The 21,794-nt window shown below is 58.5% G+C and carries 16 protein-coding genes and 1 tRNA gene; 16 read left to right on the forward strand and 1 reads right to left on the reverse strand.

Features of this window, described 5'->3' with window-relative positions; genetic code table 11:
• Nucleotides 1–67 precede the first annotated feature (67 nt).
• Nucleotides 68–158, forward strand: a tRNA-Ser gene (locus tag DW171_RS05930).
• Nucleotides 159–479: 321 nt separating this feature from the next.
• Here the strand turns inward: DW171_RS05930 and DW171_RS05935 are convergent.
• The gene (locus tag DW171_RS05935) at nt 480–1,820 is read right to left on the reverse strand and encodes a D-alanyl-D-alanine carboxypeptidase family protein (RefSeq protein WP_158571025.1); all 1,341 of its coding nucleotides are present in this window, start codon (nt 1,818–1,820) and stop codon (nt 480–482) included.
• Between the two features lie 197 nt (nt 1,821–2,017).
• Here DW171_RS05935 and DW171_RS05940 point away from each other — a divergent pair, with 197 nt between their 5' ends.
• The 15 genes from DW171_RS05940 (at nt 2,018) to DW171_RS06010 (ending at nt 21,699) form a co-directional block, all read left to right on the forward strand.
• Entirely contained in the window at nt 2,018–2,713 is a 696-nt protein-coding gene (locus DW171_RS05940; RefSeq protein WP_117855499.1) for a response regulator transcription factor, read from the forward strand.
• Between the two features lie 25 nt (nt 2,714–2,738).
• Entirely contained in the window at nt 2,739–3,977 is a 1,239-nt protein-coding gene (locus tag DW171_RS05945; protein ID WP_117776642.1) for a sensor histidine kinase KdpD, read from the forward strand.
• Nucleotides 3,978–4,080: 103 nt separating this feature from the next.
• Nucleotides 4,081–4,956 carry a phosphate ABC transporter ATP-binding protein PstB gene (gene pstB, locus DW171_RS05950; RefSeq protein ID WP_199586868.1) on the forward strand — a complete coding sequence of 292 codons (876 nt, stop codon included), beginning with the start codon at nt 4,081–4,083 and terminating at the stop codon, nt 4,954–4,956.
• A gap of 64 nt (nt 4,957–5,020) precedes the next feature.
• Nucleotides 5,021–5,749, forward strand: coding sequence for a response regulator transcription factor (locus tag DW171_RS05955; RefSeq protein WP_089572665.1), 729 nt, complete (start codon nt 5,021–5,023; stop codon nt 5,747–5,749).
• Between the two features lie 3 nt (nt 5,750–5,752).
• Nucleotides 5,753–7,177 (forward strand): cell wall metabolism sensor histidine kinase WalK, encoded by a 1,425-nt coding sequence (locus DW171_RS05960; protein ID WP_117803628.1) that lies wholly within the window; start codon nt 5,753–5,755, stop codon nt 7,175–7,177.
• 195 nt (nt 7,178–7,372) lie between these two features.
• Entirely contained in the window at nt 7,373–8,029 is a 657-nt protein-coding gene (locus DW171_RS05965) for a YveK family protein (RefSeq protein WP_055250503.1), read from the forward strand.
• 2 nt (nt 8,030–8,031) lie between these two features.
• Nucleotides 8,032–8,769, forward strand: coding sequence for a CpsD/CapB family tyrosine-protein kinase (locus DW171_RS05970; protein WP_055250501.1), 738 nt, complete (start codon nt 8,032–8,034; stop codon nt 8,767–8,769).
• A gap of 17 nt (nt 8,770–8,786) precedes the next feature.
• A complete protein-coding gene (locus tag DW171_RS05975) occupies nt 8,787–9,437 on the forward strand; it encodes a tyrosine-protein phosphatase (RefSeq protein ID WP_055250497.1) in 651 nt (216 codons plus the stop codon).
• Between the two features lie 39 nt (nt 9,438–9,476).
• Entirely contained in the window at nt 9,477–9,980 is a 504-nt protein-coding gene (locus DW171_RS05980) for a GNAT family N-acetyltransferase (protein WP_118270710.1), read from the forward strand.
• A gap of 202 nt (nt 9,981–10,182) precedes the next feature.
• Nucleotides 10,183–12,207: a molecular chaperone HtpG gene (gene htpG / locus DW171_RS05985; RefSeq protein ID WP_117799978.1), complete on the forward strand. Its 2,025-nt coding sequence runs from the start codon at nt 10,183–10,185 to the stop codon at nt 12,205–12,207.
• A gap of 509 nt (nt 12,208–12,716) precedes the next feature.
• Nucleotides 12,717–15,482, forward strand: a complete 2,766-nt coding sequence (locus tag DW171_RS05990; protein ID WP_233539116.1) for a YhgE/Pip domain-containing protein — start codon at nt 12,717–12,719, stop codon at nt 15,480–15,482.
• A complete protein-coding gene (locus DW171_RS05995) occupies nt 15,483–17,672 on the forward strand; it encodes a YhgE/Pip domain-containing protein (RefSeq protein ID WP_117640022.1) in 2,190 nt (729 codons plus the stop codon). It abuts the gene before it with no gap.
• Nucleotides 17,673–17,872: 200 nt separating this feature from the next.
• Nucleotides 17,873–18,856 (forward strand): DMT family transporter, encoded by a 984-nt coding sequence (locus DW171_RS06000; protein ID WP_118270712.1) that lies wholly within the window; start codon nt 17,873–17,875, stop codon nt 18,854–18,856.
• A gap of 116 nt (nt 18,857–18,972) precedes the next feature.
• Nucleotides 18,973–20,271, forward strand: coding sequence for a M20 family metallopeptidase (locus DW171_RS06005; RefSeq protein ID WP_118270713.1), 1,299 nt, complete (start codon nt 18,973–18,975; stop codon nt 20,269–20,271).
• A gap of 123 nt (nt 20,272–20,394) precedes the next feature.
• A complete protein-coding gene (locus tag DW171_RS06010; protein ID WP_118270714.1) occupies nt 20,395–21,699 on the forward strand; it encodes an MFS transporter in 1,305 nt (434 codons plus the stop codon).
• Nucleotides 21,700–21,794 lie beyond the last annotated feature (95 nt).

Genomic DNA, 21,794 nt, shown 5'->3' on the forward strand with positions numbered 1-21,794 from the left:
GCTAGGCAATTAGAAAATTTCCTCTTGCTCATCCTTGGCTGTTTGGTTACTATAGAACGGCTGTTACGGAGAGCTGACCGAGAGGCCGAAGGTGCTCGCCTGCTAAGCGAGTATGCCCCAAAAGGGCATCTGGGGTTCGAATCCCCAGCTCTCCGCCAGTATGACTTGAAAGAAGGACTCCGAAAGGGGTCCTTTTTTGTGCGAAGAACGTTGGCTGGGGATTCGAACCCGAGAGGGCACGGGCGTTAAGCAAACGCGAAAGCGTTTGTAGCCCGTGGGCGAAAAGCCGCCAGGCTTTGAAGCCGGAGGGCATGCGCAGCATGCCCGGACATCCCCAGCTCTCCGCCAGTATCAATTGAAAGAAGGGTCCCATCTGGGGCCCTTTTTTGGTGCGGAGAAAGGAGGCTGGGGATTCGAACCTCAAAAAGGGAGGCATCCTTTCGGACGCCTCCCTTCAGTGGGCTTATTATTCTTGCGCACTACACCTCGGGCGCCTTGGCGACGGTCTCGCTTTCTGCCGTGAGCGGGCGGTTGTCGATGCGGCGGCCCAAGCGATCGAGCTTCACGAGTAGCCACTCAATGGGATTCGGCCCTGCGCCTTCCTCGTCGGCAACCAGGTCCATGACGGCGATCTTGGTGCCATCCTGCTTGAGCGTAACGCTGCCCACCTTGTCGCCCACATGCACCGTGCCCGAAAGATCGTCGTAGCTAACCTTTTCGGTCACCTCGCCGGCAAGGGAAAACACGGTCGCTTGCGCCGTAGGATCGGCGAGCGTGGCGTCGATCGTCTTATCCGTCCAGTCGGCTTGGCCAATGCGCGCCATAAGCGGGTTGCCGTTGGCGGTCTTTTCCTGCGTGTTGGCGATTGCGACCGTCACCTTGTGACCGTAGTACCAATTGGCAAGGGTTGCGGTATCGGTAAAGCGCTGGTCGGTGGTGGTGGAGTTCAAAACGACGGTGTAGATCTCGTCGCCATCGCGGTTGTAGGCACCCGTAAAGCAATAGCCTGCATCATCGGTGGTGCCGGTCTTGCCACCGATGTTGCCATCTTGGCCTAGCAAATAGTTATGCGTGTCCATGGAATGCGAATGGTCGGTGCCGTCGGCGCCCGTGACCTCGATCCAGGAATCTTCGCTCGCTACGACCTCGCGGATCGTGTCGTTTTTCATGGCCTCCTGCATCATCAGCGCTACGTCGTGTGCGGTTGAGTGCATATCGCCAGCCCACTCATCAAAGTCCAGACCATGCGGGTTTTCAAAAAGCGTGCCGGTGCAACCGAGCTTCTTAGCGCGCTCGTTCATGGCTTTCACAAATGTTGCCTCGGCGTCTTTGGTCTTAGGGTCGATCTTCTTGCCCACATATTCGGCGAGCACGATGGCGGCGTCGTTGCCCGAGGGAATCATCAGGCCGCGCAGTGCCTGCTTCACGGTGAGCTCGTCGCCTTCGAGTAGGCCGGCTGTTGAATTGCCCACGGTGGCTGCGGCGTTGCTCACCGTGACCTTCTCGTCCGTCTTGCAATTCTCGACGGTTAGGATTGCGGTCATGACCTTGGTGATCGAGGCAATCTTGACCTGCTCATCGGCGCCGCGGGCATAGTAGACGGTGCCGTCTTTGCCCATGACGAGGGCATTGGTCGCATCGATATCGGGCAGGTTTTCGGCCGTGATGCCGCGCGCATCGGCGGTTTTGCCGCAAACATTGTCGGTCGTGAGTACTTGGGCGCCGGCGACGGTGGGCACGCCAGCGGCAAGGGCGATAGCGCAGACAAAGCCGGCGGCAAGCTGAGCTGAGCGCTTTGCAAAAGAGGTGAGGGACTTCACAGATTTCGCTTTCGACGGGATGGTCTCTTCTGGAACTAGAGTATATCGTTTGCCGGTGTCGGCGATCATCGCGTGCGTGCGTGGCCCACATCCGCGCCCGAACGGGCACAAGGGTGCTTAAGGCCGACTTAATCACCCACGCTTGTTGTGTGTGGCATGCGCCCCCTCGGGCATAATGGAGCGCGAGAGGAGCACGCATGAACGAGCGCATTTTGGTAGTTGATGACGAAAAGGCCATCGCCGACTTGGTTGGTATCTACCTTACAAAAGAAGGCTTTGACGTACAGGTCGCCTATAGCGGGGCCGATGCTGCCAAGGCAATCCTGGAGCAGGAGTTCGATCTGGCACTGTTGGATGTCATGCTGCCCGATATCGATGGCTTTGAGCTACTGCGTACGATCCGTTTCAGCCATACCTATCCCGTGATCATGCTGACGGCGCGCGATGCCCAGCAAGACAAGATCGAGGGCCTTTCGCTTGGCGCGGACGATTACGTGGTTAAGCCGTTCCGTCCGCTGGAGCTCATCGCGCGCGTGCACGCTCAGCTTCGCCGCTACACCAGCTACGGTAGCCGCTCGCAGGCGGCCGAGTCGCCGACCATCCAGCTCGACGGCCTGGAGATCAACCGCGATGCTCGTTCCGTAACGGTGGACGGTGCACCGGTACGCCTCACGCCCATCGAGTATTCCATCTTGCTGTATCTGGTTGAGCATCGCGGCAGCGTGGTAGCCGTGGAGGATCTGTTCCGCGCGGTGTGGAACGAGGATTTTATGCCCGGCTCCAACAATACGGTGATGGTGCACATTCGCCACCTGCGCGAAAAGATTGGCGACGACGCTCAAAAGCCGCGCTTTATCAAAAACGTCTGGGGCGTCGGCTACATAATCGAATAGCGCCTTTGATGGTGGGGAAGTGGATATGACAAAAGACGATAGGCAGGCATTCGAGGTGCCCGATCGACTCTTTGAATACGTACGGGCAGTCGTCGACAACCGCGCGCTTGCGACGGTGCTGCTCTTTTTGCTGAGCCTGCTGCTGATTGGCATCGACAACATCGCCGGAGTCTTAGCGGTGCTGCTTGTCGGCTTTTTGCTGATCGATCGATTTGAAATCGTACGCCGTTGCGTGGTGATTGGCGGTGCCGCGTGGGCCATGACGTTGGCGATTGGCGCCATGGCGCTCGGCGGCATCGAAGGGCCGGTGCTGTTCGATGCCGGCTTTGTATTCAACATGCTTGGCTTTGTGCTGGCGCTTGCCGTGTGCGTTCTGTTCTTTTGCGGCCGCGCCCTGTACTACCATGGCTACGAGCAGGGCGAGCAGCATGCCGATTGTGTGCTGGCCGCTCGTATTCAAGATCGCCTGATCGATCACCCCGACACCTGGGATAACATCGACGGCGACTTCTTGGAGGTCGAGGGCGCCCTTAACCGCGTGCGTGACCGTGAGCGCAAGGTGCAGCAAGCTCTGCGTGACGAGTCGCATCGCAAGGACGATTTGGTCACGTACTTGGCACATGACCTACGCACCCCGCTTGCCAGTGTGGTGGGCTATCTTTCGCTGCTGCAAGAGGCTCCTGAGCTGCCGGTTGAGCAACGTGCGCGCTTTACGGGCGTGGCGCTCGACAAGGCGCACCGGCTCGATGCGCTCATCGAAGAGTTCTTCGATATCACGCGCTTTGACTTCCACGATATCGTGCTCACGCGCGGCTATGTTGATCTGGGGTTGCTGCTGGCTCAGGTGGCTGACGAGTTCTATCCCATCCTCAACGAGCAGCATAAGGAAGCCCAAGTTGATATTCGCGAGGACCTGACGGTGCTCGTGGATGGCGACAAGATGGCCCGCGTGTTCAACAACATCATGAAAAACGCCGTCGCCTATAGCTATGAGGGCTCGACTATCACGATTGAGGCCAGGCGCCAAGACGATGGCGGCGTGCGCGTGCGCTTTATCAATCAGGGCGATCCTATCCCTGCGGCTAAGCTCAAGGTGATCTTTGAGAAGTTCTATCGCCTGGATGCGGCGCGTGCGACCAATCGCGGTGGTGCCGGCCTGGGCCTTGCTATTGCCAAGGAGATCATCGCGGCACACGGCGGTACCGTTGCATGTGAATCGACGCCCGAACACACGATATTCACCATCGAGCTGCCCGCCGCATAGCCAGTGTGCCCTTACAAACACTTGACAATGTGCTCACGTGCGTATGAGCCGCGATTCCTACTATCGATACTGCTGAATTGATATCGACGTGGAGGTATGCGGTATGACGGCTGGTGTGGCTATGGAGCCCACGGAGCTCGAGGAGCTAATGGAGGCGCGAGCCGAGGCTGCGCACGAGCGCGAAGTCGGAGACGCGACGCGCCCCACGGCGCAGGATCTTGCCGCCTCGCCGACGCGCATCGACGTCGAGGGCCTCGACCTGTTCTATGGCGATCACCATGCGCTCAAGGACGTGAATATCAAGATCCGCGACAAGCAGATCACTTCGTTCATCGGGCCTTCGGGCTGCGGAAAGTCCACGTTGCTGCGCTGCTTTAACCGCATGAACGACGGCATCAAGGATTGCCGCATCGAGGGCAAGATTGCGATCGATGGTCAAGATATCCTGGGCGATTACGACATCTGCCGCCTTCGCCAGCGCGTGGGCATGGTGTTCCAACGCCCCAACCCATTTCCCATGAGCATCTACGACAACGTCGCCTACGGTCCTCGCGGTATGGGTGTGCGCGACCGCGTCGTGCTCGATGAGCTGGTCGAGGACTCCCTGCGTCGCGCTGCCCTGTGGGACGAGGTCAAGGACAAGCTCAAAGAGTCAGGCCTGGGTCTTTCGGGTGGACAGCAGCAGCGCCTGTGCATCGCCCGCGCACTTGCCGTGCAGCCCGACATTCTGCTGATGGACGAGCCCACGAGCGCCCTCGATCCCGTGTCGACGTTGGTGGTGGAGCAGCTGGCCTGCGAGCTCAAGGAGACCTGCACGCTGGTGGTCGTGACGCACAACATGCAGCAGGCCGCGCGTATTTCCGATTCGGTTGCGTTCTTTTTGCTGGGTGAGCTGGTGGAGCACGCGCCCACCGCGCAACTCTTCAAGAATCCGTCCGATCCGCGCACCGCGGATTATTTGACGGGGCGTTTTGGCTGACGCTGTCTTTTACAGGTGCCTTTAGGGTTAAGATGCGGTCATATCGGCCGCAAAGGGGTTCAACATGATCTATTACGTCGAGGACGATGACAACATCAGGGATTTGACAGTCTACGCGCTGCGCAAGCAGGGAATCGAGGCCGAGGGCTTTTCGTGTGATGGCGAGTTTAAAGCTGCCGTGGCACGACGGGTGCCCGATGCTGTGCTGCTCGATATCATGCTGCCCGACACCGATGGCTTGGCGATTATGCGTCGCCTGCGTGCCGATCGCCTGACGGCGACGGTGCCCATCATGATGCTTACCGCCAAGGACACCGAACTCGACAAGGTGATGGCGCTCGATGGCGGTGCCGACGATTACCTGACTAAGCCGTTTTCGCTCATGGAGCTTGCGAGCCGCTGCCGCGCACTGCTGCGTCGCGGCGGCATGGTCAAGCAGGCGAGCGATGTGCTCAGCGTGGGCGACATCGTGCTCTCGCCCAGCCATCGCGAGGTGACCGTTGCCGGCGAGCCGCTTAAGCTCACCCTGCGCGAGTTCGACCTGCTCGAGTACCTCATGCGCAAGCCCGGCGTGGTCTTTACCCGCGAGTCGTTGCTGCAGAGCGTGTGGGGCTGGGACTTCGACGGCGGTTCGCGCACCGTCGACGTGCATGTGCAGACGCTTCGCCAAAAACTGGGCGAGCATGCCAGCGCCATCGAGACCGTGCGCGGCGTGGGTTACCGCTTGGCCGAGCCTTCTGCCGGTGATGGTGCCGAAGGCGACGACACCGCGGCCACCGCATCGGAGGAGTAACCCGTGGTCTTCGCCCCCCAGGGAAAACATACGCTGTCGCACCGCGTTTTTGTGACGATCTTTGTCTGCGCCATGGCGGTTATCGTGGCGTTTACGGTGCTGGGCGCGTTCTTTGTGCAAAACACTTTGGCGGATGCCACGAGTGCCAATCTGGCGCAGGAAACTGAGCTCATTGCTGCCGCCCTCGACGAGCAGCAGGAGCCCATTCCGTTCTTGCGAAGCCTCGATCGCGAGGATCTTCGTATCACGCTGATCAATAAGGACGGATCTGTTGCCTACGACAACGAGGCGTCGCCTTCCACACTGCCCAACCATGGCGATCGCCCCGAGGTCATCGAGGCCTTTGAGAGTGGTTCGGGTTCCGCGGAGCGCGCAAGCTCTACACTCGACGAGATTATGCTGTATCGCGCTGTCACCCTTGATAACGGCCAGGTCGTTCGCTTGGCGCAGGCCCAGCCTGGCGTTGCGGCGATTTTGCTGTCGATGCTGGCGCCGATGCTGCTTATCGCAGCAGCGGGTGCAGTACTCTCGTTTTTTATGGCGCGCCGTGAGTCCCGTGCCATCATCGCGCCGTTGCAAGAGGTGGATTTGGATCACCCACGCCGTAGCTATGAGCACGCCTATGCCGAGATGGTCCCCATGCTTGAGCGTATCGAGTCGCAGCGCCAGGAACTCAAGCGCCAAATGGCGGTGCTAGCGGATAACGACCGTATGCGCCGCGAGTTCACGGCGAATATCACCCATGAGCTCAAGACGCCGCTTACGGCGATTTCGGGCTATGCCGAGCTCATCGCAAATGGCATGGTCGAGGGCGAGGACGACCTGCGCAACTTTGGCGGTCGCATCTATCGTGAGGCGGGCCGCTTGGCAGCGCTTGTCAACGACATCCTTACGCTGTCTAACTTGGACGAGGCCGAACGTGCAACTGAAGGCGAGGCAGTGCCCATTGGGTCCACGGAGCCTATTGAGCTCTCGCGTGCGATCTACGCGGTTGAGCAGCGCCTTGAACAGGTTGCCCGTCAGGCGAATGTGACGATAAGTCATGAGACCAAGCCTGTGGTCATCGAAGGCGTGTCGCGCTTGATTGACGAGCTCATCTATAATCTGGCAAGCAACGCCATCCGCTACAATCGGCCCGGCGGTACGGTTACGCTGCAGTGCGGCACCAACGACGAAGGCCATCCGTTCCTCGCTGTCGCCGACACGGGAATCGGTATCGCGCCTGAAGAACAGGGCAAGGTATTTGAGCGGTTCTATCGCGTGGACAAGAGTAGGTCCAAGGCACGCGGCGGAACCGGCCTGGGGCTTGCCATTGTCAAGCATGCGGCCCTGTATCATCACGCCACGCTCGATCTGTCGAGCGAGTTGGGCGTGGGAACCACCATTACGGTGACGTTTCCCATACAGCAGGACGAGCCATTCGCATAGCGATACAACATAGATATTGATGTAGACGCCGCATTTGACTTTCGGGTGCGGCGTTGTTGTGCAATTTTACGATTGCTTCCGACATTTTTACAGGAGAGCCTGTTTCTTATGTATAGAGTTTGGTCTCGGTAAAAAGATGCGATAACATACGGACAGTTTTGTCAATCCGAACTGGGGAAATGAAAGGCAAGCTGCATGACCCTTCTCGAACTGTTCCAGCTGCTGAAGAAGCACCTCAAGCTGGTCATCACCCTTCCGGTGGTCTGCGCGATCGCTATGGGCATCGTGTCCTTCGTTGCGATGGACAACACCTATACCGCGACGACGAGCATGTACATTCTCGCCAAGACCGACGATAGCGGTCAGATGAGCTACAACGATCTCTCGGCGAGCCAGATGCTTTCCAACGATATCGCCACGCTGCTGGATAGCGATAGCGTTAAGAGCGGCGCCGCCAAAGAACTGGGCCTCACCGATTTGGATGACTACAAGGTGTCTGTTTCCTCCGAGACCACCACGCGTGTCATTACGCTTTCGGTTACCGGCACCGATGCCAAGGAGACGGCTGAGGTCGCAAAGGCCATTGCCAGCTCGGTGAGTACGGTCGCTCAGAACGTCGGCGCTGCCCAGAGCATCAACGTTATCGACGAGGCTAAGACCCCCGAAGCCCCCAGCGGCCCCAAGCGCACGCTGTATATTGCCGTCGCGTTCCTCGCCGGTATCTTTATCGCAGTTGCCTATGTCGTTTTGGCAGACATGCTCAATACCCGCATCCGCGGTGCCGAAGAGGCAGAAGAGCTCCTGGGTATTCCCGTTGTTGGCCGAATTCCGGCTATGAAAGGTGGTAAATAGGCATGGCTAAGGCAAAGAACACCGATAAGCTCGTTGTACAGAATGCCGCCAAGACCCTTCTGGCCAACATCCGCTTTGCGAGCGTGGATGACCCCATTCGCACCATCACCGTTACCTCCTCGATTCCCAACGAGGGCAAGTCTACGGTTTCCATTAACCTTGCTCAGGCAATCGCCACGAGCGGCAAGTCCGTGCTCCTGGTCGAGGCCGATATGCGCCGCAGGTCCCTTTCCGATATGCTCGGCGTTCGTTCGCGCGGCGGACTCTATGCGGTCCTTTCCGAGCAGATCTCCATTGACCAGGCAATTGTCGAGACGGGTCAGAAGAACTTCTACTTCCTCGATGCCGAGCCGCACATTCCCAATCCTGCCGACATCATCGTCTCCCATCGCTTTGCCAAGCTGGTAAAGGCACTGTCCGCCAAGTTCCAGTACGTCATCTTCGATGCTCCTCCGGTCGGCACCTTCATCGATGCTGCCGAGATTGCCAGCTTGACCGACGGCGCGCTGTTCGTGGTGCGCGAGGACTTTACCAAGCGCGAAGAGGCGCTCAACGCTATCGCCCAGCTTAAGAAGTCCGAGAAGGTCAAGCTCATCGGTACCGTCATGAATTACTGTGAGACCGAGACCAGCGAGTACTACTATTCTTACTACACCAAGGACGGTAAGAAGGTTAAGAAGGGCTCCGACGATCAGGGCACTTCCAAAAAGGGCATCTTCACCAACCGAGCAAACGTTTAGTTGATTAAGGCCGACCTATGCGTGACATTCATTGCCATATCTTGCCGGGTGTAGACGACGGCGCCGCCGATCTCGAAGAGAGCTTGGCGATGCTCGAGGCTGCCAAGCGGGCCGGTGTAACCAGAATCGTTTGCACTCCTCACTGCCGTGATCCCTATTTTGATTACGACAAGATGTGGGATGCCTTTGAGCTGCTGCGCGATAACGCTGACGGTTTTCCGCTCCAGATGGGCTTCGAGGTCAACCATCGAAAGCTCGTTGAGCTTGGTATCGATGCCGCGGATCACTTGCATTTCGATGGGACCAACGAGTTTCTGCTCGAGCTTTCGACGCATGCCGATGCGTATGCGTTTAGAGAGTACGAGAACACGATTTACGATTTGCAGTGCCGTGGCTACCAGGTGATCATCGCTCATCCTGAGCGCTATCGTGCGGTTCAAAAGGATGTAAGCGTGGCGGAGCGCCTGGTCGATATGGGCTGCAAGCTGCAGGCTTCGGCGGACTTTATTGCCGGCGGTCGCTTTGGTCGCGAGAAAAAGCCGGCGCAGCGCCTGTTCGATCAGAACCTGTACAGCTTCATCGCGAGCGATGCCCATAACGTGGGTCATTACGACTGCCTGGCGAAGGCTCGCGCGAAGTTTAGCGTGCGCGGAGCTCATTTTCGCTAAAATCTGTCCCTAACGTTCGCGTTGAATGAAAGGGCAGCTATGGATATCCAACTTAAGACGGGATGCTTTGACGACGCGGCGTTGGTGCGCCGCGTCGTTTTTATGGACGAGCAGGGCTACGAGAATGAGTTCGACGCTATCGACGAGGATCCGAACTGCATTCATGTGACACTCTATGTAGACGGCGAGCTTGCCGGCTGCTCGCGCGTGTTTCCCGAGGAACTGGAGTACGCGGCAGATGCCGAAGCCCCAGTTTTGCCGGCGTGCGACTTGGACGAAGGCGTCGCGGCGGGGGAGACCTACATTATGGGGCGCGTGGCCGTGCTGCCGAGCATGCGCCGTCGCGGTTTGGCGAGCAAGATTGTCGAGGCCAGTGATACGTGCGCGCGTGATGCCGGCTCCAAGCTCATTAAGCTGCACGCGCAGGAATACGTGCTACCACTCTATGCCAAGGCGGGTTACACGCAGATTGCCCCGGTGGACTATGAGGATGAAGGCCAGCCCCATGCCTGGATGGCCAAACGGGTCGAGGGTGGCAGATAGGGACGTTCCTTTTCTGCCGGCAGTTGGGGACACTCCTTGGCAATTGGCGCATCAGAGCGTTTGGACATACAGTTTTTCGATTCCGTATGTATATATGCGCGCTAATGGGTTATAAAATCTAAGTCTGAACATAGCAGGTCTGCGATGCGGCTCGGGCAACCGGGCCGTTTTTGCGGACGGGGGTAGCGCGAAAGGACTGCACATGCGTCAATTTAAGACCGAGAGCAAAAAACTGCTCGACCTCATGATCAACTCCATCTACACCAATAAGGAAATCTTCCTGCGCGAGCTTATCTCTAACGCGAGCGACGCCGTCGACAAGCTCAACTTTAAGAGCCTGCAGGACCCGAGCGTCAAGCTCGACCAGGGCGACCTGGCTATTCGCGTCTCCTTTGATAAAGACGCCCGCACCATTACCATCTCGGATAACGGCATTGGCATGACCGCCGAGGAGCTCGAGCGCAATCTGGGCACCATCGCCCATTCCGGCTCCGAGGAGTTTAAGACCGAGAACGCCGAGCAGCAGGGTTCCGATGTCGACATCATCGGTCAGTTTGGCGTGGGTTTCTACTCCGCCTTTATGGTCGCCAGCCACGTAAAGGTTGTCAGCCGCGCCTATGGCGAGGACACCGCCCACGTTTGGGAGTCCGACGGTCTTGAGGGCTACACCATCGAGGATGGCGAGCGCGCCGAGCACGGCACCGATGTCATCCTGACGCTGCGCGAGAACGAGAAGCTCGACGCCGACGGCGAGGCCGAGACCTACGATCGCTTCCTGACCGAGTGGGGCCTCAAGAGCCTGATTCAGCAGTACAGCAACTATGTGCGCTACCCGATACAGATGATGGTGTCCAAGAGCCGCCAGAAGCCCAAGCCCGAGGATGCTGGCGATGACTACACGCCCGAGTACGAGGACTACCAGGAGCTCGAGACCGTCAATTCCATGACACCGATCTGGAAGAAACGCAGCTCCGATGTCGAGCAGAAGGACTACGACGAGTTCTACAAGTCCACATTCCACGACTTTGACGATCCCGCGCGCACTATCAGCTTCCACGCCGAGGGCACGCTTGAGTACGATGCGCTGCTGTTTGTGCCGGGTCGCGCCCCGTTCGATCTGTACAGCAAGGACTATGAGAAGGGCCTGGCGCTCTACAGCTCTAACGTGCTGATTATGGAGAAGTGCGACGACCTGCTGCCCGACTACTACAACTTTGTCCGTGGCGTCGTGGACTCTGCCGACGTGTCGCTCAACATCTCGCGTGAGACGCTGCAGCAGAACCGTCAGCTTAAGGCTATTGCCAAGCGTGTGGAAAAGAAGATCACCGCCGACCTTGAGGATATGCGTGACAACGATCGCGAGGCCTACGAGAAGTTCTTTGAGAACTTTGGCCGCGGTCTTAAGTACGGCATCTACTCGAGCTATGGCATGAAGGCCGATGAGCTCGCCGACCTGCTGCTGTTCTGGTCTGCCAAGGAACAGAAGATGATTACCCTGGCCGAGTATGCCAAGGGTATGCCCGAGGATCAGAAGGCCATCTACTACGCCGCCGGCGACTCGCGTGAGCGCTTGGCCAAGATGCCCGTGGTAAAGGGCGTGCTCGAGCGCGGCTATGACGTGCTGTTGCTGACGCAGGATGTGGATGAGTTCACGTTCCAGGCTATGCGTGAGTACGTTGCCGCCGATATGCCTAAGATCTACGAGGACGACGCCGCCCGCGAGGCTGCCGAGAAGGCCGTTGCCGACGGTGCCGAGCCCGAGGTCGAGGATCGTCACCTGGAGCTCAAGAACGTCGCGACTGGCGATCTTGATCTGGCGACCGAGGACGAGAAGAAGGAGGCCGAGGACGCCACCAAGGAAAACGAGGACCTCTTTAGCGCCATGAAGGAGGCGCTCGGTGACAAGGTCGAGAAAGTTGCCGTCTCCGCGCGCCTGACCGATGCCCCCGCTTGCATCACCACCGAGGGTCCGCTTTCGCTCGAGATGGAGAAGGTGCTCCAGAAGGGACCCGAGGGCGCGCCCGACGGTATGCCCAAGAGCCAGCGCGTGCTCGAGCTCAACGCCAAGCACCCGGTCTTTGACAAGCTTGTCGCCGCCCAGAAGGCAGGCGACGCCGACAAGATCAAGCAGTACTCCGGTCTGCTCTATGACCAGGCTCTGCTGGTCGAGGGCATTCTGCCTGAGGACCCCGTTGCCTTCGCGGCGGCTGTCTGCGAGCTGATGTAACTAGGGTGTTACGCGGTTCTACGAACCGCGTAACCACTCGACGCTGCCCTTCGTTCCGCCGTTCTAACGAACGGCGGACCAGCCGACGCTGCGCGGGCACCAGAGCGACAACTTGTCATTCAAAGAGGACGGCATGACCAGAAGGTCTATGCCGTCCTCTTTTCATGCCAATTTGTTCGCTCTGGTGACCGCTCGCTGGCATTACCAAAACATCGACGGTCCAATAATGATCCCTTGGGGACGGAGAAAAAGTGGTCGTTGGGGACGTTCTTGTTTGACTGGTCGTTTAAGAACGCCCCCGATGACTATTCGGATTGTTAATTTGTGCGGGTTGTGGTTTTGCGACCTGCTGAAATTTGAGATACTGTACAACTGTACGTTAACTAATCTTCGTAGTATATTGCTACCCGCAAAACTCAATACCATTGTGCTTCGAGACGCTAAAGCGCCTACGTACAATGGTTGTTGATAGTACGATTTGATTCAACGACAGGATGGATGGTCCAAGCGTGAGTCTCGGCAGCAAACTATCCGATGCAAAGGTCTCCTTTGCGATATTCAAGCGCGACATTAAGCGACTGCTTGTGAACCCCGTCGCCTTGGTGGTTACCCTGGGCGTGTGCGTTATCCCCTCGCTGTACGCTTGGTACAACATCGTGGCTAACTGGGATCCATATGGAAACACCCAGGGCATTAAAATCGCTATCGCCAACAACGATCAGGGCACCCAGAACGACCTAGTGGGCGAGCTCAATGCGGGCGATAAGGTGGTCGACCAGCTCAAGGAAAACGATCAGCTGGGCTGGACCTTCGTCGACTCGGCTGCCGATGCCAAAGAGGGTGTCGAGAGCGGGGAATACTACGCGGCGATCGTAATCCCCAAGAACTTCTCCGACAATCTTGTCTCGATGCTCGATGGCAATTACCATCAGCCGAAGCTCACCTATTACGTCAATGAGAAGAAGAGCGCCATTGCGCCCAAGGTCACCGATACCGGTGCCAACACCATCGAGGAGCAGATCAACTCGGAGTTTGTCTCCACGGTGGGCGAGACCGTAGCGGGCATCGCCAAGGATGCCGGCATCGATTTTAAGGATAAGACCGCCCAGGTTCAGGATTCGCTGACGAGTTCGGTGTCCGAGGCATCCGACACCTTGGGTGAGGTGCGCGATTCGATTGGCGATATGAATGCCGCCATCGATAAGACGAGTGGCGCTATCGCCTCGGCTGATGCGGCGCTTGCCGGCTTGCAAGGTCAGGCACCGTCGCTGACGCAGGCAATCTCCCAGGGCAACGACCTGCTGGGCGAGGCTCGCGCCACGGCGGGCAACTCTATCACCTCGCTCTCCAAGGCACTCTCGGAAGGTAGCCTTGCACTCACCAAGACGTCAGCCTCCGCGAACGCTGCGATTGGCAAGCTAACGGGTACGGTCACATCTACGACCACCCGCATCGACAACTCGCTCGAGTCTCTCCAGGCGACGATCGATCACAATAAGGCCGTTATCGGGCGCTTGGAGATTCTCGTTAATGACACGTCGACAGGTTCCGAGGAAATTGACGCGCGCATTGTATCGACCATCGATTCGCTTCGCGAGCAAAACCAGAAGCTGCAGAGCATCAAGGATGGCCTTTCTGCACAGTCGAGCGCCATGGCAAACGACGCTACGGCAATCTCGAACGCGAGCAACGCACTCAACGCGGCAATTCAGACCGGTACGGCTAGCCTCGGTCAGGCTCAGACCGATCTGGGTCAGAACGCACTTCCGAAGGCTTCGAGCGCGCTTGATTCCTTTGCCGCCGTTTCGGGCGATTTGACCGGCATTGTGTCGGGTATGACCCCCACGATAGCGAGCGCGCGCGGCACGCTGGCGCAGCTCGACGCCACGCTCAAGCAGGCAAAGACCACACTGTCCCAAACCGACGCCTCCCTTGCCAAGGTTCAGGACAAGCTCGCGACCGCCGCCAATGACATTGCGGCGCTGCGGACCTCTGAGTCTATGGGCGAGTTAGCCGACCTCATGGACGTCGACGTCAATGACGTGGCAGATTTCATGGCATCTCCGGTTGAGCTGACGTCCAAGTCAATCTATCCGGTCAAGAGCTTTGGCTCGGGCATCGCGCCCTTCTACACCAATCTGGCGCTGTGGGTAGGCGGCTATGTGCTCATCGCTATCTATAAACTCGAGGTCGACCGCGAGGGCATCGGTAGCTTTACGGCGCGTCAGGGCTACTTTGGCCGCTGGCTGCTGCTGGTGATCCTGGGCGCGTTCCAGGCCATTATCGTTACGGTGGGCGACCTGGTCATTGGCGTTCAGTGCGTCAATCCGCTGCTCTTTGTACTGGGCGGCATCGCTATTTCGTTCACCTACGTCAATATCATCTATGCGCTGTCCACTACGTTTAAGCACATCGGCAAGGCAATCGGCGTCATTCTGGTTATCGTGCAGATTCCGGGTTCGTCGGGCATGTATCCCATCGAGATGATGCCCGGCTTCTTCCAGTGGCTGCACCCGCTGCTGCCCTTTACCTACGGCATCAATCTGCTGCGCGAGACCGTCGGCGGCATGTACTCGTTCAACTATCTGTTTAACCTGTGCATTCTGGGCGTGTTCTTGATCGTGGCGCTCTTTATCGGTCTGCAGCTGCGTCCGCTGCTGCTCAACCTCAATCTGCTCTTTGATAAGCAGCTTTCCACGACGGGTCTCATGATCTGCGAGTCCAACGACCTACCGCGCCAGCGCTATTCGCTGCGCACGGCCATGCGCGTCATGCTCGATTCGGATTCGTACCGTCGCGAGCTGCTCGATCATGCCGTGGCGTTTGAGCATCGCTACCCGTACTACATCAAGGGCGGTTTTGCCGCCGTGGTGGGCGTTCAGGTCCTGCTCTTTGTCCTGTCGACGGTTCTCGATATCGACAATAACGGCAAGATCATCCTGCTGGTCATTTGGATCATCTCGGTTATTGCCATCTGCGGCTGGCTTATCAATATCGAATATATCCGCGCGAGCCTCAATACCCAGATGCGCATCTCGGCGCTTTCGGATGAGGACCTGCGTCGCGAGATGCGCGAGCACACAGCGGCGATCCCTGCCGCTCGTCGCATGTTCGGCTTGAATGCGAGCGAGCGGGGGTCTGAACCCAAGACTCAGGCTGTCAGCCAATGTGGTCATCGCGATGCGGTCCATGTGCCCGAGAACGGGGATGACACGTTTGTGATGAACGAAAAGAACGCCCCGCTTGGCAAGCACTCCAAAGGAGGTGAGGCATAAATGAAGAACATCCTGCATCTGTTTAAGCGCGATGTCCAAAACGTGTCTCGCTCCGTAATCGGCTTGGTTGTCGTGATGGGCCTCATTATCGTGCCGTGTCTGTACGCATGGTTTAACATCGCCGGCAGCTGGGATCCGTACGGCAACACCGGAAACCTCAAGATCGCTGTGGTCAACACCGATGAGGGCTACGAGAGTGATCTGATTCCCGTCGAGATCAACGTGGGCGAAAACGTTACCGCCGCTCTGCGTGGTAACGAGAACTTTGACTGGATTGTGCTCAACGATCGCGATAAGGCTATCGACGGTGTTAAGTCGGGCGCTTACTATGCGGCCGTCGTAATCCCTAAGAGCTTTAGCTCCGACATGATGACGCTCTTCTCGACCGACGTGAAACACGCCGATATCGAGTTCTATGAGAACCAGAAGGCCAACGCCATCGCCCAGATCGTGACCGAAAAAGGCTCGAGTGCCGTTCAGAACCAGGTCAACGAGACCTTTACCAAGACCATCACGACCATCGGCCTTAAGACAGTGTCCAGCCTGCTCGATTACATGAGCACCGACCAAGTGAGCAACTTTATCGCCAACCTGTCCTCGACGCTGGGCGATTCGGTCGAGGACCTGCAGGACATCAAGGCCAGTGCGACTTCGCTTGCGGGCATCTTGAGCTCCACGTCCGATTCACTGACATCGGCGGGCGGCATGCTCAAGCAGACGGGCACCGTTGATGAGTCGACGAAGCAGCTGATGGAGCACGCCAAGAGCGGCATCAATGATTCCAGGGAAGCGCTCAAGGCCGCCAACGATGCCGTTGACGCGGCGATTGACGGAAGCGCGGGCTCGTTCGACAACGTGTCCGCCGAGCTTGCGAAGGCATTCGATGCCGCGAATCAGCATGTTTACCTTACGGTGTCTCAGCTCAACGAAGCCGCAGCGGCGCTCAATACGCGTGCTGACGATATCGATGCGATGGCCGATCAGCTCCGCAACCTTGCCGACCAGGTGAGTGACGACAAGTTCAAAGACGGTCTCAAGTCCGTTGCTACGTCGCTGGGCAGAATTGCCGTGGAGTACCGCAACAATGCGAAGGACCTGACGGCGACCGCAAAGTCCCTTTCGGACGGCATGGCGGAGGTCAACAACTCGCGTGCCGAGGTCGACCAGGCCATCGCCGATGCCAAGGCGGGTATCTCGGGAGCCAAGTCCGACTACGATTCCACGTTCTCGGTTAAGGCCAAGGAGCTTAAGAAGACCATCTCGGGCGTTCTGGATTCCCTGAACGGTATCTCGGGTGACTTGGATAGCGCCGTGAGCGGTCTGACCGACGCCTCTGGCTCGCTCGCAAAGGGTCTGTCCAAAGCCGCAAAGCTCGTCAACAAGGCTTCTGACCAACTGGGTGAGGCGTCGGACAAGATTAGCGCTTTCAAGGACGAGCTCGACGGTGCTCTTATGTCGGACGATCTGGCCACGATCAAGACGATGATCGGCAACGATCCCGAGGGTCTGGCCGTGTCGCTTTCTGGCCCCGTTGCGCTCGATCGCAAGCCGGTCTATCCGATCCGCAACTACGGTTCGGCCATGGCGCCGTTCTACACGATTTTGTCGCTGTGGGTGGGCTCGATTGTTCTGGCGGCCATGATGAAGGTCTCGGTTGACGATGAGCTCATCAACGAGCTCATCCCCGTGCGCCTGCACGAAATCTACCTGGGCCGTTACCTGTTCTTTGGCGGTCTGGCTCTGCTGCAGGCAACGCTCGTGTGCGCGGGCGACATCCTGTTCTTTGGCATCCAGTGCGACAACCCGCTGCAGTTTGTGCTGGCGGGCTGGGTTGCGAGTCTCGTGTTCTCCAATATCGTCTACACGCTTACGGTGTCGTTTGGCGATATCGGCAAGGCCCTGGCCGTTGTGCTGCTGGTCATGCAGGTCGGCGGTTCGGGCGGCACGTTCCCCATCGAGATGACCGGCCCCGTGTTCCAGGCGATCTACCCGTTCCTGCCGTTTACCCACGGCATCAACGCCATGCATGCCGCCATGGCCGGCGCCTACCATATGGAGTACTGGATTGAGTTGGGCATTCTGGCGAGCTATCTGATTCCGTCGCTGGCCCTGGGTGTGGTCTTCCGCCGCCCGGTCATCAAAGCCAACGACTGGATTATCGAAAAGCTGGAGTCAACCAAATTGATTTAGCGCGACAATGTGGCGTTGACGGAACATCGAGGCCTTCCGGCTCGACGCTTTAGTTGAGTGAATTGCATGAGCTGCTTGGTTGTTGCTACAGTAGCGGGGCGTGCCGGGGGTCCGGCGCGTCCCGTTTTTATTTGACCATGAGGCGGCACGCAGCCATACGCGTGCGGACACCACGCCCAGATTGAGTGCGAGGATGTTCCATGGCCCAATACGCTGCCAACGAAATCGAAAACATGCCCGATAGCCCTGTAGCCCGTGAGGATTTGGGCGCGGGTGGTATTCCCCGGGGTGCCGGCGCACGCTCGCCGTTGTTCTGGAAAGTTCTACTGCTTTCGGTGGCGATTATCTGGGGCTACTCCTTTACCACTATGAAGGACGCACTCGACACCATTCCGGTGTTCGAGCTGGTCTATGTTCGCTTTCTCCCGGCATCACTGGTTATGTTTGCAATTTTCCATAAGCGCATCATCGCTCATTTCAATGCCCGCAACCTGATCGTCGGGCTTGGCATGGGCGCGCTCATGTGGGGTGCCTACGGTTTGCAGACGATCGGCCTGGCACAGACCACGGCGGGCAAGAGCGCTTTTTTGACCGGCACGTATTGCATCCTTGTGCCGTTTGCAAGCTATGTCCTGAGCGGTGAAAAGCTTACCCGGTATAACCTGGGTGCAGCGTTGTTGTGCCTGGTGGGTATTGGCCTGGTAGCGCTCGATAGCGTCGAGTTCAATGCCGGCGATGTTATTACCTTGGGCGGCGCGATCTTCTTCGCCATCCAGATGGCGGTGACTGCCAAGTACGGTCGCAAGATGGATATCAACGTCATCACGTTTTGGATGTTTGTGGGCAATGGCGTTTTGAGCTTAATCACGTCGCTACTATTCGAGACTCAGGCGCCTCTGTCCGTGTGGACGCCGAGTTTTATCGGCGTGATGGTCTTCCTCTCGGTGGGCTGCACGTGCGTGGCACTGCTCGTCCAAAACGTCGGTCTGGCGCACGTCCCGGCCTCGACGGGCTCGTTGCTTCTTTCGATGGAGTCGCCCTCGGGTGTGCTGTTCTCGGTGTTGTTGATGGGGGAGGCGCTCACCTCGCGCCTGCTTGCCGGCTTTGCGCTCATCTTTTTGTCGATTATCTTGAGCGAGACGCATTTCGATTTCTTGCGCCGAAAATCTCGCCCGCAATTGTAAACAACTTGTTGCGCCGCCCTCCCAGGGCGGCGTTTTTTATGTCATGCCCTTACAGTTGTGCCTTGCACTTTACGCTGTCAAAGTGCGTGCTGCAAAAACGTTACTGGAGGGCATCTATGGCACCAGCTCTGTCCGATCTTCAACCGCAACCAGCGCCCAAGGCCACCCCGGCAGCGCAAGACGCTATCGGTGACGGTCTTGTTGCCGAGGCTCAAGCTTTTGCAGACAAGCTTGCTGCGTGGCGCCACGATCTGCATCAGACGCCCGAGTTGGGTAATTGCCTTCCGCAAACCTCTGCGTATATCCAGGCACGTCTGACCGAGATGGGCATCCCGTTCGCCACGCTCGTCGACGGCTCCTGTGTTGTGGGCCTCATCGGTGCCGGTGCGGCCGTGGCGGCCCAGGGCAACGGTACGTGCACGGACGATCAGGCCGGCACGGTCATCATGCTTCGCGGCGACATGGATGCCCTTCCCGTCGCGGAAGAGTCGGGCGAGCCTTTTGCCTCTGTCAACGGCTGCATGCATGCTTGCGGCCACGATATGCATGCGACGGCGCTGCTCGGCGCGGCCCGTTTGCTCAAGGCCCGCGAGTCCGAGCTTGTCGACGCTAACGCCACAGTTAAGTTGCTGTTCCAGCCGGGCGAGGAAACCTTTGAGGGTGCCCGCGCCGCCATCGCCGACGGTCTGCTGCAGAACCCGCGTCCCCAGGCCGCCTTTGCCATGCATGTCAATAGCCAGTCGCCGCTTGGCCTGGTGCTCTATGGGAGTCCGGCGCTCTCGGGCGTGTACGGTTTCCGCATCACGCTGCAGGGCAAGGGTGGCCACGGTTCCAGCCCCGAGATTTGCATCGACCCCATCACGGCCGGCGTGCATGTGCACCTGGCGCTTCAGGAGCTTATCTCTCGCGAGGTGCCGGCGGCCAAGGAGGTCGCGCTTACCGTGGGTAAGTTCGCTGGCGGTTTGGCGGCCAACGTCATCCCCGACACCTGCGTGCTCGAGGGAACGTTGCGCGGCTTCGATGTCGAGCTCATGGCGCATCTTAAGACCCGCATCGCCGAGGTCGTCAATGGCGTCGCGGCAACGTATCGCACGCCGGCGACCATCGAGACGCTCTCGGATGTTCCGCCGCTCGTACTCGATGACGATATGACCCAGGCATCGCTGGGCTATGTGGGCGCGACATTGCCCAAGGCAGCTTTCCTGCCGTTGTTCCACGCCATGGCGAGCGAGGACTTTGCGTTGATCTCGAGCGAGATCCCGAGTGCGTACTTTACCGTGGGCGCTGCCGTGACTGATACGGACGAGCATTTTGCTCAGCATCATCCCAAGGCGCGCTTTAACGATGCAGAACTGCCGCTCGGTGCCGCGGCCTATACCGCCGTCGCTTTGGGCTATATCGCCGACCACCGGTAGCACCCAACCTTGCCTTTCAAGCCTGCGGGCATGGCCGTAAGGCCTATGCCCTTGTCTTTCAAGGCAATCTTGGGCACTACCGGCGCCCGGCGCCGGCTATTCGTTTGTTAAATAAGGAGCAGTATGTCCCAGCAGCGTAAGTTCTTCCCCGGCTGGCTCGTGGTGGCCTCTGGCTTCGTGATCATGGCCACGTGCTACACGATTTTCGTCAACTGCATGAGCCTGTTTCAGCCGCTGATCGTCAGCGATCTGGGCATCACGCTTGCGCAGTACAACATCTCCAACGCCATCTCCACTGTGGTGAGCGTTATCGGCTCGCTTGTCATTGGCCATGTCGCCGATAAAGTAAGCGGCCGCGTTTTGGGCTCCCTCACTGTAATCGCCACCTCTGCCGTTCTTGCCGGCATGAGCTTTGTCGGTGAGCTGTGGCAGGTCTACGTGCTCTTTGCCGTCTCGGGCTGCTTTGCCGTCGCCTCGACCCGCCTGCTCATCAGCCTAGTGACCGCCAACTGGTTTACGGCCAAGCGAGGCCTTGCCATCTCCATCGCACTTTCGGGCTCGGGCTTTGGCGGCGCTATTCTGTCTCCCATCGTGAGCTCGCTCATCGTGAGCGTTGGCTGGCGTTCCGCCTTTCTGGTGCTCGCGGCTATCTGCATGGTGGCGGCGCTGCCCATCACGGCCTATTCCTTCCGCACCAAGCCTTCCGAGATCGGTCTTAAGCCGCTCGGCGAGAATCCAGGCGACCCGTCTGCTTCTGCCACGGGTGATAAGAACGAGAAGGCAGCCCCCGAGGTTAGCGTCGGCTGGTCTCGTATCAAGAAGAGCCCGGCATTTTGGCTGCTCGTCGTCGCCTTCCTCTTTATGGGCTTGGTCAATGGCGCCATCCTGCCCAACCAGGTTACCAACATGACGAGTGTTACCGTCAACGGCGCCAAGATCGTCACGGGCGGCCACGATCCCATGTGGGCAGGTACCGTGCTTTCGGCCTACATGGTCACCGTCGTTATCGCCAAAATTTCGCTCGGTGCCATCTATGACCGCTTTGGCCTGCGCTTTGGCAATATCCTTGGATCCGTTGCGTGTATTGTCGCCTGTGTGGCGCTGTGCTTCCCGACGACGGACCTTGGTCCTATTGTCGCTGCTGTGAGCTTTGGTGTTGGAACGTGCATGGGCACCATCACGCCTACCATCGCCGCGTCCAAGCAGTTTGGCATGGCCGACCTCGGCAAGGTCACGGGCACCATTACCTCGCTCGAGATGGTCGGCGGCACCGTGGGCGCCATTGTCTCGGGCGTGCTGTTCGATGCCACGGGCTCCTTTGCGAGCACCTGGATTGTGTGCCTGGCGTGCTCCGTGGTCATGCTCGTGTTCCTGCTGGCATCCGAGCCCATCGCCGCCAAGCTGCGCGCAAGCGTGGCGGGGGAGTAGCGGGTCGCCGCCTATTCCTGTTTGCCTGTTCTGCCCGTGGCTGCCCTGGAAGCCGAATGGATGCTCGTACCGTCATTCGGTTTCCAGGGCAGCCA

Source organism: Collinsella sp. AM15-2 (assembly GCF_003471985.1).
Taxonomy (GTDB): domain Bacteria; phylum Actinomycetota; class Coriobacteriia; order Coriobacteriales; family Coriobacteriaceae; genus Collinsella.